Consider the following 16,416-nt stretch of genomic DNA (forward strand, 5'->3'; position numbering starts at 1 on the left):
TTTATCCCCTTTTTTCGGTATTCTGTGCTAAGCATGCTACCCTGCTCACTACCCAGTGGGAAAGGTCAGGCAAATAGGATAAAAGATGGCTGAGTCAAATAAAGATTGCTATCCAGCGCTTGAGCAAGCACTACGTTGCATGGCTGCGGGTGATTTGCGGCGCTTAGCCGTGTTGGTGGAACCGTTATTACAAGCCCCTCCCGAGGATGCCTATTTTCTGGGCCATTTGGCGGTTATCTTGCGGCGCTTAAAAAAAACAGAGCCTGCACTGGCGCTGTTGCGAAAAGTGACCCAACAATGGCCCGAATCCTATATCTGGCACTTTAATCTTGGCAATGCGGCTAAGGAGGCTGGCCGCTTGGATGAAGCTGAAATGGCCTATCGTGCCGCCTTGCACCGGCAACCTCAACTTGAAGGTGCTCGGTTTAACCTTGCCCAGTTGTTGATGGGTCGGCAATGCCACCGTGATGCTTTGCAGATGCTGGAGCCCTTAACCCACCACAGCGAGCAGCCCGCCGCCGTTTGGGCGGCAGTGGCGGGCTGTTATGAGGGCTTACAGGAGTGGCTGTTAGGGTTAGAAGCTGCGGAGCGAGCCTTGAGCATGGCTTCCAATCGGGTACGCTATCAACACCTTAAAGTGTCGTTATTGATGCGACTTGCACGGCATCAAGAAGCTTGGCCCTTGCTGCTACAAGGGCTTGCCTACGATGCCTTATCGACCAGCCAGTGGATTACACTCTTTCGTTCACTGCGTAAACCCGGCCTCAAGGCGCAGCTTTTTGAGTGGATGGTGCAACACCCGCCACGGGGTCAAGATCCTTGGCTGGTTTATGTCAACGCCCTGCAACTGGATGGGGCGTATCAGGCTGCGCTGGATCTCTGTGTGCAGGCCGAGCAGGCTCAGCAAATTTCCCCGCAACTGTGGGATGCCCGGGGTGTGGCTTGGCAGGCTGTGGGGGCTTGGCAAGAGGCGATGCGTGCCTTTGAGATCAGTCTGGAGCAGGATGCTTCACGGGCTGCGGTACACTCTAATTTTGGTATGCTGTGCCATATTTTGGGTAAAGATGTTGAGGCGGAGCAAGCCTTTCGTCACGCCATTGGCTTGCAGCCTGATTTGGCTATGGCCTATGCCAATCTCGGCTTGGCGCTAACGCGTCAATACCGGCTGGCAGAGGCTGCTGTGGCTTGTCGGCAGGCACTGCAACTTAACCCAAAACTTAGCCAAGGTTTTTTTAATCTTGGTCCCGTGCTGATCAAGCAAGGCCGCGCCGCAGAAGGTACCGATGCCATGGCCCAGGGCTTGACGCTTAACCCCTCGGCCTATAGCTCCTTTTCCAGCTATCTGTTTGGATTAAACTATCTGGACATAGATCCATATACACTATTTAACCATCACCAGCGCTTTGGCGCTCAGCTTCGCAAACAGTACGTACCACGACGGCATTGGCCTAACCAAAAAAATCCTGAACGGGCGATCCGTGTGGGATGGGTGTCGGCAGATCTACAGCACCATCCTATGGGGTTGATGCTGTTGCCTTTGCTTAAACAACTCAAAGGGGTGCGTATGGAGCATTTTCTCTACGATGGCACCCTAAAACACGATGCTATTTCTCAAGAGATCGTGGCGTTAGCCGATCACACGGTAGCGATCCGTCACCTTAGCCATGAGGCTTTGGCCGAACGTATTCAGGCAGATCGTGTGGATCTGTTGTTGGATCTTGGTGGACACACGGCAGATAACCGGTTGCCCATGTTTGCCCTTAAACCCGCGCCTGTACAGTTAAGCTGGGCCGGTTATGTCAATAGCAGTGGTCTGGGCTGCATGGATGGGGTGATCTTGGATTGTTACACCGCACCAGCAGGATTGGAGCGTTTTTATAGCGAACCCATTTTGCGCCTGCCACATGCCCTCTATTGTTATGAGCCCTGCCAGCCACACCCGCCGGTTGCCTCTTTACCCGCGCGTAAAAATGGCTATATAACGTATGGCTGTTTTAATAATTTGGCCAAACTTTCCCCCCGCACCCTAAGATTGTGGGGGGAAATTTTAAAACGGCTGCCCAACAGTCGGTTGGCGCTCAAATCAGCCTCTGTTTGTGATGCAGAGACCCGCGAGGCTTTGGTTAAACAGCTGGCGGCCCTAGGGGTTAGCGCCCAGCGGCTTATTTTTATCCAACCTTCGGACTATGGGCGCTATCTGGAAGATTATCAATTTGTGGATATTGCACTGGATCCTTTGCCGTTTAATGGGGGCATTACAACCTTGCAAGGTTTATGGCAAGGGGTGCCCATCGTAACCCGTTGGGGGCTGGGGCAGCGCGATCGGGTCGGCGGCAGTATCCTGACTGACCTGGATTTGGTGTCATGGATCGCCGACAGTGACCAAGCCTATATTGAGTGCGCCGTCGCCAAAGCGGCTGATCTGGATGCCCTGGAAAGGTTGCGTATGGCACTACCGTCGCGCTTAAAGAGCAGCCATGTGGGCAGCGCTTTGCGTTTTGCGCCGGCTTTTTCAGAGCTGTTGCGCCAGGCTTGGCGTCGATGGTGCGCTTGAGCGCTGCGAATGAAGTGGTTATAGTGGTCCAGATTGTGCTTTGCTTGAGACGAGAAAGTGTGGTTAATTTTTTTAGGTAATAGCGCCTTGCCCTAGACGTGTGGAGTAAAATCGGATGATCAAGCGGGTGTTTTTGGACAAGCTTCCCTTCTTTCGTGGATTTACCAGCGAAGAGAAGGAGTCGATTTCACAGCTCAATGGGGCAAGATTTCTTAAATTTCAAAAAGGCGATCCTATTGTCAATGAAGATGATGAGGGGGACTCCTTTTTTATTATTCTTAAAGGAACCTTAGCGGTTTACAAACGCGGTATCGGTGACGCCGTAGCCACCCTTAAGGCGGGTAACCTGTTTGGTGAAATTGCCTTTTTAAGCCCCCGCAAACGTACCACCAGCGTGGTCTGTAATGATGATGTGTTCTTGATCGAATTTCATCGCAGCATGCTCAAAGATCTTCCTTTTGATGTGCGCGATAAAATTAAAGATAAATTGATTATGATTTTGATTAAACATCTGGATGATCTGCGCATTGTGATGGAAAAAAATGCAGGGGGTCCCACCAAAATCAGCCATGAAAATCCTTTTGAAAAAGCGCGGGAGCGTCAGGCTGCCGGTATGAATCGGGTAATCTATGAGGGTAAAGATGGCATGGTGATTACCCATCTTGGCGGGTTAAAGGCCAAAATTGTGAAGGGGGATAACGTTAAAGAAGTCGAGATGGTAAAGTTGAGTGAAAAACTCCCCAGTAACATGATGCGCGCCTTAGAGACCAAAGGGTTAGACCCCTCAGAATATTATGCTGGTGAAGGCTATTTGATCCCCAAAGCCGCAAGCCGGGCTTGGCACCAGGCCATGACCGCCGGTGCCGTGCAGTTGCGTGAGCAGCAGCAACAGATTGATCATTTTCAAAATATTGACAATCTCTACAGCTAATCGGATCTAAAAAAATCAGGGTGTCGGCTTCGATTTAGGAATATCCCCACAAAAACGGTTTGAACTTTCAAAAATTGGTCTGGTCTCACCACTGCAAGAACGGAACTTACGCTTGTATGGTGGGTCTACGTTACAAGTGCGTAGGGGACGCTTTTTACTTTGCGGATATGCTGCCCATCGGGGGGGGGGCTGCTGTACGAAGATCCTGCTGCTGATTGTGCAAACTGTGGTGTAAAAAAGACGGGCAAAAAAATAGGGTTGGGGAATGGGGCACGTGCGATGATTAACCTGAATAGATGGGGGGAATTTAATGGAGTGTAATCCAGAATTGGTATCGGCTTTTTTGGATGGTGAGTTGGAGCCGGTGATTCGAGATGCCTTTATTGAGCATCTGCTGGTCTGTCCCGAGTGTCAAATTTTGTTGGCCGCTTTGGGACAGCTCAAAGGCTATATGTCTGGATCCTGTGCACTGGATAATCCCGAGGATCTGACCCAACGTATCATGATGACCATCCATAATGGGGATACCCAAGCGGTGGTGGAGAGTGGGCGTGGAGAGTTGCCCAAAACGCATTCTCCCAAGGAGAGTTTCTCCGAAACCAAACCGCAAGCGGGCCTAAACCGCAGACGGTAAAGATGGAGCCAACAAAGCCCGATTCCCATTGACGAATCGGGCTTTGTTGTTGCTGAGCCTGGAGCGCTATCCCGGCAACATAACCCCGAGATGTTCCATAATGGCACGGGCGATCTCATCGGGCTTGAATTTGGCCACAAAATCATCCGCACCAACCTTAATCGCCTTATCCCGGTTGGCCTTGTTGCTCATAGAACTGTGTAGGATAAGCGGAATGCTCTGTAGTTCCGGGTGGGCTTTTACGGTACGGGTCAGCGTAAAGCCATCCATGCCGGGCATTTCAATGTCCGAGATAATCATGTTGACCGGAGTACGCCCTTCAGCGTCCAAATTTTTATGCAGGTAGTTCAAGGCATCTTCTGCACAGCTCTGTTCCACAAAAGGTATTTTTAGCTTGTCCAAGGTGTTCCCCAGCATTTTGAGTGCCGCCCGCGAGTCATCCACGATCAACACCAAAGCCTGGGAAAAATCAATTCCTGTACCTTGCTTAACGATCTCCTGAGAAACCTCAAGGGAGATCCCCAACACTTCGCCTAGAATGCGCTCAATATCCAAAATTTGAATGGCATGTTCTTCTTCGTCATAGGTAATGGCGGTGAGAAAGCCTTGATCCAACACACCATAACCAGGACGTTTAATCTCTTTCCAACTTTTTTGCAGCAATCGGTTGGGTTGACTGATTAAAAACCCCTGCACGGTGTTGCTGTATTCACAAATAATGATGTAACTAACCTCTTGTCGAAACGCTACCGCATCCAGGCCCATCGCCGCGCTAAGGTCGAGCACTGTTACCATGGTATCGCGAAAATTGATGCTACCCACAATGGCTGGGTGGAGCTTAGCGACCTGTGTAACCTGTTTAGGGGTCTCAATAACCTCAATGATTTTAAATACATTAATTCCATATTGCTGATGATCGCTTAGATAGAAGGTAAGCATCTCCATCTGGTTGGTAAAGGCCAGATTGGTGCGTTGATCCACTTCATCCATAAGGTTAATGGACATAGGAGACTCCCAAAATTTGATGAAAGGGATTTCCACCTTAGGCAAACCCACGTTGGGAAGCAATGGCTCCTTCTATGCGTGATGCAAATTGCCGAATTAGCGCATCTGTAGGATTCTTTCCCAGGCGGCCTCTATATCGACTTGGCGCCCGTAGAGATGCAAGCTTAAGCTGCCGCAGCAATCCTGCACCCCTCCCGCGCTGACCACGGTTGCGGTGAGGTTGTGCAAAATGTGTAAGGCTTGGCACTCGGTCACAATGGTCGCATTCTGTCGATGGATGGGCAGTAGACCGACAGGAGAGCCCATGCTCCGCATAACCCGCTGCTGCCCGAGTAGGGATGCCGTATGAAAGACTGAGCCAGGGACCATTTTTTGTAAGGAGACAGGAAGAATCAACGCGGCCCCGCGTGCCATTAAAATAGGGTAGGCTGCACCGATGGTGCCACCGGTAGGAGAGGCCATTAGGATGCCAGCATGACCCTCGGCATCCAAGGCGTTGGCGCCTTTAATGTAGACGTCTGCTGCGGTAAAACGGGATAAGACATCCATTGGCCAACCGCGGGTGAGGGTACCCTCCTCCCAGATAAAGGGGCCGGGGCCACGTCCCTGGGCAGGGGTTTCCCCCAATATGCCATCGGCAATCCATCCCACAGCAAAGCGGGCATCCCCGGGATCTTCGCCGGTAAGCGCTTGGGCGACATAGCGGGTTGTGCTGCCGCCCACCACCACCATACGTCCCTGTTGGGTCGCCCGCTGGACCTGGGGAAGTTGAGCAACGGCTTGTCCAATCAGCCGTTTACCCTCTTCAGCACGCACCACCACAAGGGCGGTGGTATAGGATTCGCTCATAATCAGTTGCCTTGTCTAAGGTGAAATTGCATGATTAGTAAACTATGAAAAGAGTACGCTAAAAGTGCAAGGAAATGGCAGGCTTCATGGCCAGTTATGTGATTGAGATGCAACTGAGTAGACCATCAGAGATTACCATAGGCGCGCTGGGGTGTATTCGTTTTCAGGCAGGGCGTTACCTCTATGTGGGATCAGCCAAGCGTGGCTGGGATGCCCGTATCGCGCGGCATATGGCTCCCGAAAAAAAGCTGCGTTGGCATGTTGACTATCTGACCACCCATCCCCAAGTGGTTTTGCAACGCGCTTGGATGAGTGAACAGGATCAAGAGTGCGTCACCGCCCAACAGTTGTTGCTTTTGCCTGGGGTTGAGGTGGCTCTACCACGCATGGGCGCTTCAGATTGCCAATGTGCGGCCCATTGTATGCGAGCAACCCATATTCTGTCGGTACGTCATCGACTAAAAACCCTGCATTACCAGTTGTGGCAGCCACCTACTAAGCGCTCTTCATAAGGCTTTTCCAGCGGGACCAAGCGAGGCCAATGACGACCAACGCCTCCACCATCGGTGGAGAGACGATCAAGATGGGATCATAGCCAGCCATGGGGAAAAAAAGTGGCGCGGTGATGTGGGCCGCACCCAAAGTGGCCGCAACGCTGGGCAGTAAAATATAGAGCACCAAGAGATAGAGAATGATGGTGGCTCGCGCCCGTTGGCCGTTGGGATTAAGATAGATAAGCTGCATTAAAGCAAGGTCCCGGAACATAAACAATAGCGCAGCCAGCATCGCCCATTTTAGATGTATCGGGGCGTTACCACTGAAGAGAAGCGTGGCCTGGGTAAATTCCAATCGAAAGGGGCTCATCAAGCTATTGAGCAGCATCGCTGTGAGCAAGCAAAGCCCGACCCACCAGAGTGGAATCGTGTGCCATAAATTACGCCATGCACCACGCCGGGCGTAGTAGAGGGTTTTGCGGTAGGAGAGCAGATTTTTGGATTCAAAGAAGGCGGCAAAATAGGTGAGCAACGCCATGATAGCCTGGGCCAGCCAGAGCTGTAGCATCTGTTGATCGCCAGCCTCCATACTGGGGCTAAGCTGAATAAACCCTGCACCATACCAGCAAAGAAAAATGAGAAAGGCGATCCACACCAAAGGACCTGTGGGTTTTTGTAACTCCTGGCTCATCAACCGGTACAGCCCTAACCAACTCCACAGTAAAAAACTGGCTAAAGAGTAGAGGGTAAAGGTGGGGAGGGTTGTTTGCCAGCCATGCCAAAAGACCATCTCTTTTTCTGCGTCAGGCACCACTAGGAAAAAGATGACACCCAGCAAATAGAGCAGGCTAACCACTAGACCCACCGCCAGAGGGCCGCTGATATAACGCCGCCTAGGCAAACTTCCTCCGTGTATGCTCAATAGGCTGAGCAGTAGACTCAGGGATTGCCCTAAAAGACCGCAACCCACCGAATAGAGCAGGAGCTGGTGAAGTCGGGTGGTGGGGAAATAGGGGTAGTGTAGGTGCATTACGGCATAGAGCATGCCCAACACCATGATGCCACCGTACCAAGTAAAGATGGTGGAGCCCAACAGCTTACCCCAGGTCATGGACCAAGGTGAAAGGATGGACATGCGTTGGCTATCCCAGGTTCGGTGTAAAATTTCCTGAATCACGCTATCCCCAGCTTGAGGTACCCCCCACATCATCACCAACACGGTGTAGGTAAGAATTAAAAAATTACGCGGGTTCCATAGGGTATTAACACTGCTGGTCATCCAACTAAGGTAAAATAGGCCGCCTAGTACAATGGGCATGACGATGAGACGGTGCAGACTCATCTCAATCCAAAGATTGCGTAAAAATTCTGGGTTAAGGCGCATAGAGGGCCGTCTCTTCGCTGGGGGTGCTGTGCATATGGCGCAGATAGGCATCCTGTAGGTGCAAGCGTTCCTCGGAAAGGCTGTAGATGGGAACCTGTTGTACCACCAATTGATGCAGCAATTGCTGCTGATCCAAAGCGGAGCCTAGGAACAGGAACGTTGCGCGATGTTGGTTGGTCTCAATTTCGCTAATGGCCGGATGGGCTTGCAACAGAGCCAGTAGGGGATCATAAGGCTGGGAAAGCATGAGGCGTAAGCGCCGTTCGGTGGTGGTTGGCGTTGGCATAATGGGTTGCAAATCAATATGTTTACGGTCCCGTAGGACCAGCATATGGCTGGAATACTCCTCCAACTCGGCAAGAATGTGGGATGAGACCATGATGGTCATACCATACTCTTGCAATTCGAGCAGCAGTTGCGAGAGTGCCCGGCGGCCATCGGGGTCTAAACCGGAGGCGGGTTCATCAAGCAGTAACACTTGGGGTTCATGCACAATGGCTTGGCCAATCGCCAACCGCTGCCGCAGACCCCGAGAGAGGTGCCCCGAGCGGCTATTAATGTGGGCACTTAAACCCAGCCGTTCTACGGCTCCATCGCGTAGTTGCGAGGCATCTTGAGGGCTTAAACCGTGGGCCCTTGCGGCATGCAGCAGGCATTGAGAGACGGTGAGATCATCATAGAGCCCAAAAAAATCCGCCAGATAGCCAATTTTTCTATGGCAGCGTCGCGGGTGGCGGATGACATCAATGCCAGCAACCCGTATTTGGCCCGAGAAGGGGGGGTGCAGACCGGCTAGGGAACGCATGAGGGTGGTTTTGCCCACACCATTGTTGCCAACCAGTGCGGTAATGCTCTGACGTGGCAGGGTAAAGCTAATGCCATCAAGGACTCGGCGGCCAGGATATTCAAAAAAAAGATCATCCACCTCAATCATATTGGGTTGGGGTGGGGGAGCCGTGAACTTCTCGTTGCCTTGCTGGGGGAGAGGGGGCTGATGGGGTTCGTGATCTAGCATGGCATTGTTAATCTTATATCCAGTGACTAAAGGGAAATGGGGTCAATTTAACACAATGTCGACGCCGACAACAGGGTAGCCACGGTTGCGCCCCTTAGCTTGGTAATCCGGCCGGGCTCTCTGCCCAGGGGATGCGCGCATGTTCGAGGGCCTGTACCAATGCTTGTTGGGCTTGCTGTTGGGCATTGGCACTGCGAAAACCAAGCTCTTTTGGGGCATTGGGCCTGACATCGGGCAGGCTAAAAAAGTGACACTGTGGAAACTGCTCGCTGAGCTGCGCCATGATAGGCACCAGCTCACTCTCAGGGGTTAACACCCATAGGGCAAAGCTCTCACCAACGGGGTGGCCGATCACATTTAAACGCTGTATTAGGCACCAAGCGAGCATGGGATGCGCCATTTGTGGAAAACCCGGTAAAAAAAAGTGCTGCTCAACCTGAAAGCCAGGAATTTGGCTTAAAGGATTGGGGATTAATTGGGCGCCATCCGGCAGATCGGCCATAAGGATGCGGTTGGGTTCAGCTGAAAGACCAAACTGGTCATAGATCATGCGAGCCGCTTCGGGGTGGCGGGTTAGCGGGCGTTGAAAGGCCTGCGCCGCCAGTTGGCGGGTGCGATCATCGACGGTGGCCCCAATTCCACCAAAGCTAAAGACAGGGATCCGCCATGCACGACTCTGCTCAAGGGTGAGCAGCAGATCCTTGGCATCATCGCCCACGTAAGTAACACGACTAAGTTTAACCCCTGCTTGGGTTAAAGTATCGCGTAAAAAACCAAAATGGGCATCTTGACGACGACCAGTGAGAATTTCATCGCCGATGATGATGGCACCACAGTGGGTCGTGAGCATGGCCGAAACGCCTTCTGCTTGGGTTATAGTTGGCCAGACAAGCCGCAATATCCATGTTGCTTGGTGTCATCGGTCCAGCGCCAAGCCATGCAGAGTGAGGCTTTACATGCAGTGTCGCGCCAGTCCATAGCAGCGGCGGTTTCGCTTTCTACGTGCACCCAATTGTAGCCTGAAGCCACAGCGCCTGCACTGGGATTATGCAGTCTGATCATGGGGCACCATTGATGTTGGGCTTCTTCTACGGTATGACCTCTCATAAAACGCCTCCTTTTGTCAGAGCTAAATTGTGACGATTGTAGCATTAAAATTGGCGGGTTGAGCAACAAATGATCGTGTATAGACCACACATCAACAATTTGGAGGGTTGTCGGTTCTGTTGGGGCAACAGCAAAGTCAAATTTTGAGGTTAAAGGGTGTCTCGTCTGAGGACAAATCGCTTTGCGTTGTCAATAAGCTTTAAGGGAAGGTATCTGGTCCGACTGTAACAATACCTTAGACTATTGACACTACCATCGAGTGGGTGCAACGTGGTAATATGCTGTTGGTGATAATGAGCAGATCATTTAATCTATAATCGAGTGCGCTGTGGCGTGAGGCACTGCTCCGCTAGGAGTGACACTAAATTAATGCACGTGAGTGTGCTTTTGTTTAAGGACAAGGGAGTAAATAAACCAATGTTGAAGTCCAAGACCAAACTTTTTTTGTCGATGGCTGCGGTAATATCTTGCATGGCAGTCGTTTCGGCTTCCCAGGCGGAAGAGGCCTATAAAGGATGGATCCAATGGCATCCGCAAACGGGTCCCAATACCATTTCTACAGCAGGCACCCAGTATTATCCCTATCAACCCAGCCCAAAGCCCGCTTGTGAGCATGGTATGGATGCTGCGGGCAACTGCGTGGGAGATGCGGACGGCGATGGCGTAACCGATGGCAAAGACAAATGCCCTGGTACCCCTGCTCAGTATGCCGTAGACGCTGTGGGTTGCTCCTTAGATCGGGATGGCGATGGGGTTAACGATGCTATGGATCGTTGTCCCGATAGCAGAAAAGGCGTAAAAGTTGATGCCCGTGGCTGCGAACTGGACGATGATCAGGATGGTGTGGTTAATAGCGATGACAAATGCCCCGGCACCAGTGTGCATGTTAAGGTGGATGCCACCGGCTGTGAAATCAGCAAGGATGGGGATATGGATGGCGTATTGAATGAGCAAGACGCCTGTTTGGATACCCCCAAAGGTCTGCCCGTAGGGAAAAATGGTTGCTGGTCGGTTAACTCGATCCACTTTAATACCGGATCTTGGGAGCTGGATGCCAAGGCGCTTTCAGTGTTGAATGCTGCGGTTGCAACCATGAAGCAGCATGCGGCCATCCGTGTTGAGGTGCAAGGCCATACAGACAGCCGAGCTGATGACACCTTTAACAAAAAGCTCTCTCTTAAGCGCGCTGAATCGGTTATTTGGTACATGACCAAGCAAGGCTTGGCACGTGACCGTTTTGTCGCCGCAGCTTTTGGTGAGCAAAAACTGCTCAACAGCGAGAAAAACAGTGACGAGCGGTTAGTCAACCGTCGCGTTGAGTTGCACCGCATTCCCTAATACGTCACAAAGAGATGTGATTGAGATCGTGAGGGCACCCTTTATGGGTGCCCTTTTTTTATAGTCGGGGAACTCAGTTGAATGATTTTGACACTCATTTAATAAGAGCTTGTCAAAATAAATTAAGGGCGCCGTAAGCGGAGAGAACCTGTTGTGGATAGGAGGTTGCGGCTATAGTTAAACGATACGGTTTGCTTTGTTGAATCTGTCGAGATGCAAATGAGTTTGCGCCGGGGTAGTTTAAAGGTGAGATCATGGACAACATGGACAAAGGATTGGGCAGGGGCGCGCGCATGACGCTCTTTGCAGGGCTGATCATTGTTGCCTTAGGGGGTGCTCGTACAGGCATGGCTGAAGAGGTCTATGCTTGGCAGGTGGGTATGGGGGGTGGTTGGCAAGTTGGACCCGCGTGGATGTTAACGAAGCCTTTGCTTGCCCCAGAAGAAGAGCAAGCTGGGGCATCCATCACTGCGGATGCAACTCTGTTTGTTGGGTCTAGGCAGCCTGCCTTAAGCAAACGCTCCTCTAAATCGGTTAAACAACCGTTCAAACAACAGTGGCTGGATGGGGCGCAACAGTTGGCCGGTGAGGTCGATTTACCGGCCTGGATGGGGTTAGCGCCGGTGGATGCACACAAAAATGATCCTGCCAAAAAGTTGAACGCCAATCTATTTAATGCGCGTTGGCAGCCTCTAAAACCGGGCCGTTTGGAATTGGTGCCTGGGGAGAGGATGGCCCAAAAAAATCCTGTGCAATGGAAAGGTGTGCTCTCGCAAGATCGGGGTAACTATCTGCAAGCACGCTGGCAACAGGGAAGCTGGAAGATTGAGAGCGCGGTGGGTAATGTGGACGGTGACCGCTACCAGATGCAGACGCGCTATAAACTTTCATCCAATAGCAGTGTTAAAAGCGAGCTTAATGACGGGGAAGAACGACTGATGTGGGATTTTTCGAGCTACTTTTAAGCATGGCTTGATTCGGCCTAAGCTAAGCGGCCCAGTATCGTGTGCGTCCAAGCCGCTGGGTAGGATAGGGGTGGCAAAAAAAACGATCCCACATTTTTGAGCGTGCAGGTGGATGTGTGTCGTGTTTGAGCGATGGCATGTCAAAGCCCATATCCCGGTCCATCTTGCAGAAAAACCCATTTGCCGAGGAAGGTTGTGCGGCAATGAACAGCGAGCTTGACGTGTTATACAAGCCGCTGTGCATGAACCGTGACCAACAGGATCCTATGAGCCATGGGCAGGAAAGGTTATAGAGAGCTGGCGCATAAGTAAAACTGGGAGAAAGAGTAATTTTCTGATATTATGAGGTTCGACAATGGAACGTTTTTCAAGACGTTAAAATGTGTTTTTTTAAGTTAGCGCAAGCCTACTTAGGTATTAAAGCTAGATGAAACTCATTCGTAAAATACGTGATACCAAAGATCGCGCCAAGCCCTTGCAGAAACAGGAAGTTTCTCGCGATAACCCGTGGCGTGTGTTGGTGGTTGATGATGATGAAGATATCCATGTTTTAACCTGCTTAAATTTACGGGATTTCTCTTTTGCTGGCCAAGCTATTGAGATTGTCTCCGCACGATCTGCGGAAGAGGCCAAGCAAGTGATGACCACGCAAGCCCCTTTCGCCGTGGCTTTCATCGATGTTGTGATGGAGGAGGAGGATGCCGGCTTAAAATTGGTGGAGTGGATACGCGAAAGTTGGGGCGACCAACAGATTCGATTAATCATTCGTACCGGTCAACCGGGCGTAGCTCCTGAACGTTATGTTATTGATAATTATGATATTGATGATTACAAAGATAAAACCGAGCTGACGGCTAACCGACTTTACACGGCGCTACGTACCGCTATTAAGGCCTATCGCGATCTGCAAGTTATTGAGACCAATCGGTTGGGGTTAGAGCGTATTCTTGAAAGCACGCCTAACCTCTTTCCGCGCAATATTGAGGTTGTTCCTGAATTTTTCCAAGGTGTTTTAACGCAAATTATAAGCCTCTGTCATCTGGGTAAAAACAGCATGGTAAGCAGTGGCGATGGTATGATTCTCACCCTTTCCGGTGAAAAGGTGGTGGTTCAGGCTGGTACCGGTGATTTTGAGGATAAACAGAGCAGCAAGACCGCTGCTGTGGTGACGTTGTGCCAACAGGTTATGCAATCTGAACGCAAAGTTGATGAGCTTGGTCACTCTGTCCAGTTAATTCCATTGACGACGCACCATCGGAATATGGGCTATATCTACCTGGAGAACACCGATCAACTGACGGACAATGATCGCCATATTATTCAGGTAATGGCCAATCAGTTTGCAGCGGTGCTGGCCAATCTTCAGCTAACGATGGATTTGCAAGAGGCCAACCGTCATGCCATGCATATGCTTGCGATCGCAGCTGAATTTAAAGATACAGACACAGGCAACCATATTAAACGCATTGCCAACTTGGTCACACAAGTGGCCATTGATTTAGGTGTGCGTCAACTCGATGCTTTGCGTATGGGGCAGGCCAGCAAGCTGCATGATATTGGTAAAATTGGCGTGCCAGACCATATTTTACGCAAACCTGAGCAGCTTAGCAGTGAAGAGTTTGAGGTTATTAAAGCTCATCCAGGTATTGGAGCAACCATTTTGGGTGGGCAAAATTGGTTTGAAATGGCCCATGATATTGCTCTTTATCACCATGAAAAGTGGAATGGTACAGGCTATCCGCGCGGTTTGAGTGGCGAGGAAATCCCCCTGGCTGCACGGATCGTGGCCATTGCAGATGTGTTCGACGCCCTAACCAATATACGCCCTTATAAAACCGCATGGAGTTTAGAAGAAGCCATGGATGAGATTGTTCGTGGGCGAGGGGTCCATTTTGACCCAAATATTGTGGATATTTTTGTGAGGCTTTATAAAGAGAAAAAACTACATGAGCTTTGTGGGCTATAATTTTTTTTATTTATTACAGCCAAAGAGATCTCTGCACTCAAGAGATAGGCCGTATTTGGGATTGATAAGCGCTTAGATCAAGCGTCATAGCACCTATTTTTTGGAGTTTCACCCGTTGCGTGCAACAACACTGGAGCGCTGCTTCGCCTAAAATGTAAAAGGCTTGCCACATTACACCTCCTGATGCATACCGTGCGTTCGGCCTCTTGTTTGGGCAGGCATTGAAATCAGACCCCTGAAAGCCCAAAGGGCGTACTCGTGAAGTACGCCCTTTGGGTATGAGCCAAAAAAATTTACGAACCAAGCTGGCGTGGTCTTTCACTGTGTGATGGCGAACAAAAAGCGGTGGAAGCTGCTTTTGCGCATAGCCGCTGTGCTAGAGATCTCTTTACACCGGTTAACGGTCGATCCGTACTCTGGGCCATGGATCATGCAGGGTAAGCATGCCTTGGAGCTGATTTTGGCGGCTCTCATCCAGGTATGCCTGGGTTAGCATCCGTTTTTCAGCAGGGGAGGCCATCATCTTACCATTGGACGAGATTTCCATATCGAAAGCCCCGCCCATATACATGCCAGCACCAAACAAGGATATAATGCCAAAACCAGCCAGCATATAAACGGCTAACCGGACGCGCAACATTTGCTCCTGTTGCGCTTTTTCTAGTTTTAAGCGACGTTCTTCATCAATCTGTTTTTGCAGTTCTTCTAACATGGCTCCATCCTCTCCTGGGATCGATTCTGTCAGTTTTTTCTATACTAAAGGTGAATTTGTTGTATAATGTCCGGTTATGTTCACTCCATATGTTTAGTGTAACAAAAAGCCTAGCTGCTGTCCACATTCACGGCGCAGCCAGCGTGTTACACGAGCCTTTGTGCGGTTCTTTTGCCCTTCTTTCCCAACGATGGAATCTCTTATCAAGAGGCTTTGTAAAAGTTCTAAAGGGAGCAAAAACAACCCCCCATTACACGGCATACGGCAATTATTTCCGTTGCGGTGATATCCGTGTATGTCATTGAAAAAAAGCTATTCTAATGGTCGTTTTAGAAAAAGCTCCCTGGTATTTTGTGCAACGATCGCTATTGTCATGGGCCTCTTATGTACCAGATTGCATGATCCATTCCCGAATGACGCCCTTTTTGTAAAAGGGCAGTGCTGCGGCCCCTTCGGATAAATTTAAAGGGTGAAGGGGATTTACAATCAAAACCCTTTTGAACATCTTTGGTCACGTGCAGGAACGCGCTGTGAAAGATTCATGGATGGGTGGGGGAATGTGAAAAATAAACCATTTGGTTTGGATTTCCTGGAAATTATATTCGAAATAGTGGTATAAATGGAGTACAGACCTTTTTGTATCTCTCAATCCTCATAGGATGGCACCAAGAGATTCAACTTAAACAGAGTTGGCTTTTTGGTGTACGTCTCATACGTTGAGGGGCTTCGAGTCAATGGATTCGGAGCCTTTTTTTATGCTTAAATGCCACCCCCCCCTTTTTTTTCTATCGAACTCTGGTACGAAAACCCCATTTTAGCCCGGTTGGTTTAAGCGATGGGCAATTTCAATTAAGTTACCATCAGGGGCACGGCAATAGAGCGATAGAATGGGACCTCGTGCGCCTGTGCGTGGTACCGGTCCCATCTCAATGATGACACTCTGTTCTCAATGATGACACTCTGTTCTCAATGATGACACTCTGTTCTCAATGATGACACTCTGTTTCTGCAAATGGCGCTCGACCTCGGCGATAGGCAGATCGGTCAAAAAACAGAGATCTGCGGAGCCTGGGGTGGGTCGCTGAGCTTTTGGGGTGATGCTGTTTTCAAGCGGATGGAGATTAATTTTTTGGGCTCCAAAGCTCAATGCGTAGCGACCGGAGGCAAAGGTTGTAACCTGCATGCCCAGCACAGAGGTATAAAAATGGATCGTACGTTGCACATCCGTAACGGTTAGCACTAAATGATCTATGCTTTCAATGTGCATTTCCCCCTCCATGATAAATGTGCGTCAAGCCTAATCCTTATTGGCTAGGCGCGTGCGACCCACACATGCTGCATGGCTCCTTGCCAAGGGTGTCATGCTGGTAGCCGGGTCCGTTTTTAACCCGACTAAAAGATGCATCAACCGTTTGAATCTGCTTTTGCGTGCGGAGTGGCGGACAACGACCCCGTGCATCGA

At 50.4% G+C, this 16,416-nt stretch carries 13 protein-coding genes and 1 pseudogene; 7 read left to right on the top strand and 7 right to left on the bottom strand.

The features are described from left to right. Positions 1-85 precede the first annotated feature (85 nt). The 3 genes from MMC1_RS09190 to MMC1_RS09200 all read left to right on the top strand — a co-directional run bounded on the left by MMC1_RS09190 (position 86) and on the right by MMC1_RS09200 (position 4,119). Positions 86-2,554, top strand: coding sequence for a tetratricopeptide repeat protein (locus MMC1_RS09190; protein WP_011713454.1), 2,469 nt, complete (start codon positions 86-88; stop codon positions 2,552-2,554). A gap of 115 nt (positions 2,555-2,669) precedes the next feature. Further along, positions 2,670-3,485, top strand: a complete 816-nt coding sequence (locus MMC1_RS09195; protein WP_011713455.1) for a cyclic nucleotide-binding domain-containing protein — start codon at positions 2,670-2,672, stop codon at positions 3,483-3,485. 310 nt (positions 3,486-3,795) lie between these two features. Beyond that, complete coding sequence (locus tag MMC1_RS09200) at positions 3,796-4,119, top strand: anti-sigma factor family protein (protein WP_011713456.1); 324 nt, start codon at positions 3,796-3,798, stop codon at positions 4,117-4,119. A 66-nt stretch (positions 4,120-4,185) separates the two neighbouring features. Here MMC1_RS09200 and MMC1_RS09205 read toward each other — a convergent pair whose 3' ends face one another. Both MMC1_RS09205 and MMC1_RS09210 read right to left on the bottom strand, forming a co-directional pair. Next, positions 4,186-5,124, bottom strand: coding sequence for a chemotaxis protein (locus MMC1_RS09205; protein ID WP_011713457.1), 939 nt, complete (start codon positions 5,122-5,124; stop codon positions 4,186-4,188). Between the two features lie 96 nt (positions 5,125-5,220). Continuing rightward, positions 5,221-5,973: a hypothetical protein gene (locus MMC1_RS09210; RefSeq protein ID WP_011713458.1), complete on the bottom strand. Its 753-nt coding sequence runs from the start codon at positions 5,971-5,973 to the stop codon at positions 5,221-5,223. Between the two features lie 74 nt (positions 5,974-6,047). Here MMC1_RS09210 and MMC1_RS09215 point away from each other — a divergent pair, with 74 nt between their 5' ends. Next, positions 6,048-6,485 carry a GIY-YIG nuclease family protein gene (locus MMC1_RS09215; RefSeq protein ID WP_081436255.1) on the top strand — a complete coding sequence of 146 codons (438 nt, stop codon included), beginning with the start codon at positions 6,048-6,050 and terminating at the stop codon, positions 6,483-6,485. Here the strand turns inward: MMC1_RS09215 and MMC1_RS09220 are convergent. The 3 genes from MMC1_RS09220 to MMC1_RS09230 form a co-directional block, all read right to left on the bottom strand. Continuing rightward, on the bottom strand, positions 6,469-7,851 hold the full coding sequence (locus tag MMC1_RS09220) for a hypothetical protein (RefSeq protein WP_011713460.1): 1,383 nt from the start codon (positions 7,849-7,851) through the stop codon (positions 6,469-6,471). The two genes, MMC1_RS09215 and MMC1_RS09220, sit on opposite strands and share 17 nt — an antisense overlap. Then, the gene (locus tag MMC1_RS09225) at positions 7,841-8,866 is read right to left on the bottom strand and encodes an ABC transporter ATP-binding protein (RefSeq protein WP_011713461.1); all 1,026 of its coding nucleotides are present in this window, start codon (positions 8,864-8,866) and stop codon (positions 7,841-7,843) included. The genes MMC1_RS09220 and MMC1_RS09225 overlap by 11 nt, the downstream gene beginning before the upstream one ends. A 94-nt stretch (positions 8,867-8,960) precedes the next feature. Continuing rightward, complete coding sequence (locus tag MMC1_RS09230) at positions 8,961-9,716, bottom strand: competence/damage-inducible protein A (RefSeq protein ID WP_011713462.1); 756 nt, start codon at positions 9,714-9,716, stop codon at positions 8,961-8,963. Between the two features lie 728 nt (positions 9,717-10,444). On the opposite strand from MMC1_RS09230, the gene MMC1_RS22440 reads away from it, so the two are divergent. The 3 genes from MMC1_RS22440 to MMC1_RS09250 all read left to right on the top strand — a co-directional run bounded on the left by MMC1_RS22440 (position 10,445) and on the right by MMC1_RS09250 (position 14,242). Further along, positions 10,445-11,311: an OmpA family protein gene (locus MMC1_RS22440; RefSeq protein ID WP_160162691.1), complete on the top strand. Its 867-nt coding sequence runs from the start codon at positions 10,445-10,447 to the stop codon at positions 11,309-11,311. Between the two features lie 293 nt (positions 11,312-11,604). Further along, positions 11,605-12,276 (top strand): hypothetical protein, encoded by a 672-nt coding sequence (locus MMC1_RS09245; protein ID WP_143711393.1) that lies wholly within the window; start codon positions 11,605-11,607, stop codon positions 12,274-12,276. A gap of 427 nt (positions 12,277-12,703) precedes the next feature. Beyond that, positions 12,704-14,242, top strand: coding sequence for a response regulator (locus MMC1_RS09250; RefSeq protein WP_011713465.1), 1,539 nt, complete (start codon positions 12,704-12,706; stop codon positions 14,240-14,242). A 397-nt stretch (positions 14,243-14,639) separates the two neighbouring features. Here the strand turns inward: MMC1_RS09250 and MMC1_RS09255 are convergent, their stop codons facing one another. After that, positions 14,640-14,954, bottom strand: coding sequence for a hypothetical protein (locus tag MMC1_RS09255; protein WP_011713466.1), 315 nt, complete (start codon positions 14,952-14,954; stop codon positions 14,640-14,642). Between the two features lie 814 nt (positions 14,955-15,768). After that, a pseudogene (locus MMC1_RS09260) lies at positions 15,769-16,221 on the bottom strand (VOC family protein). Between the last annotated feature and the right edge of the window lie 195 nt (positions 16,222-16,416).

Origin of the sequence: Magnetococcus marinus MC-1, from assembly GCF_000014865.1 — a bacterium.
Classification (GTDB): domain Bacteria; phylum Pseudomonadota; class Magnetococcia; order Magnetococcales; family Magnetococcaceae; genus Magnetococcus; species Magnetococcus marinus.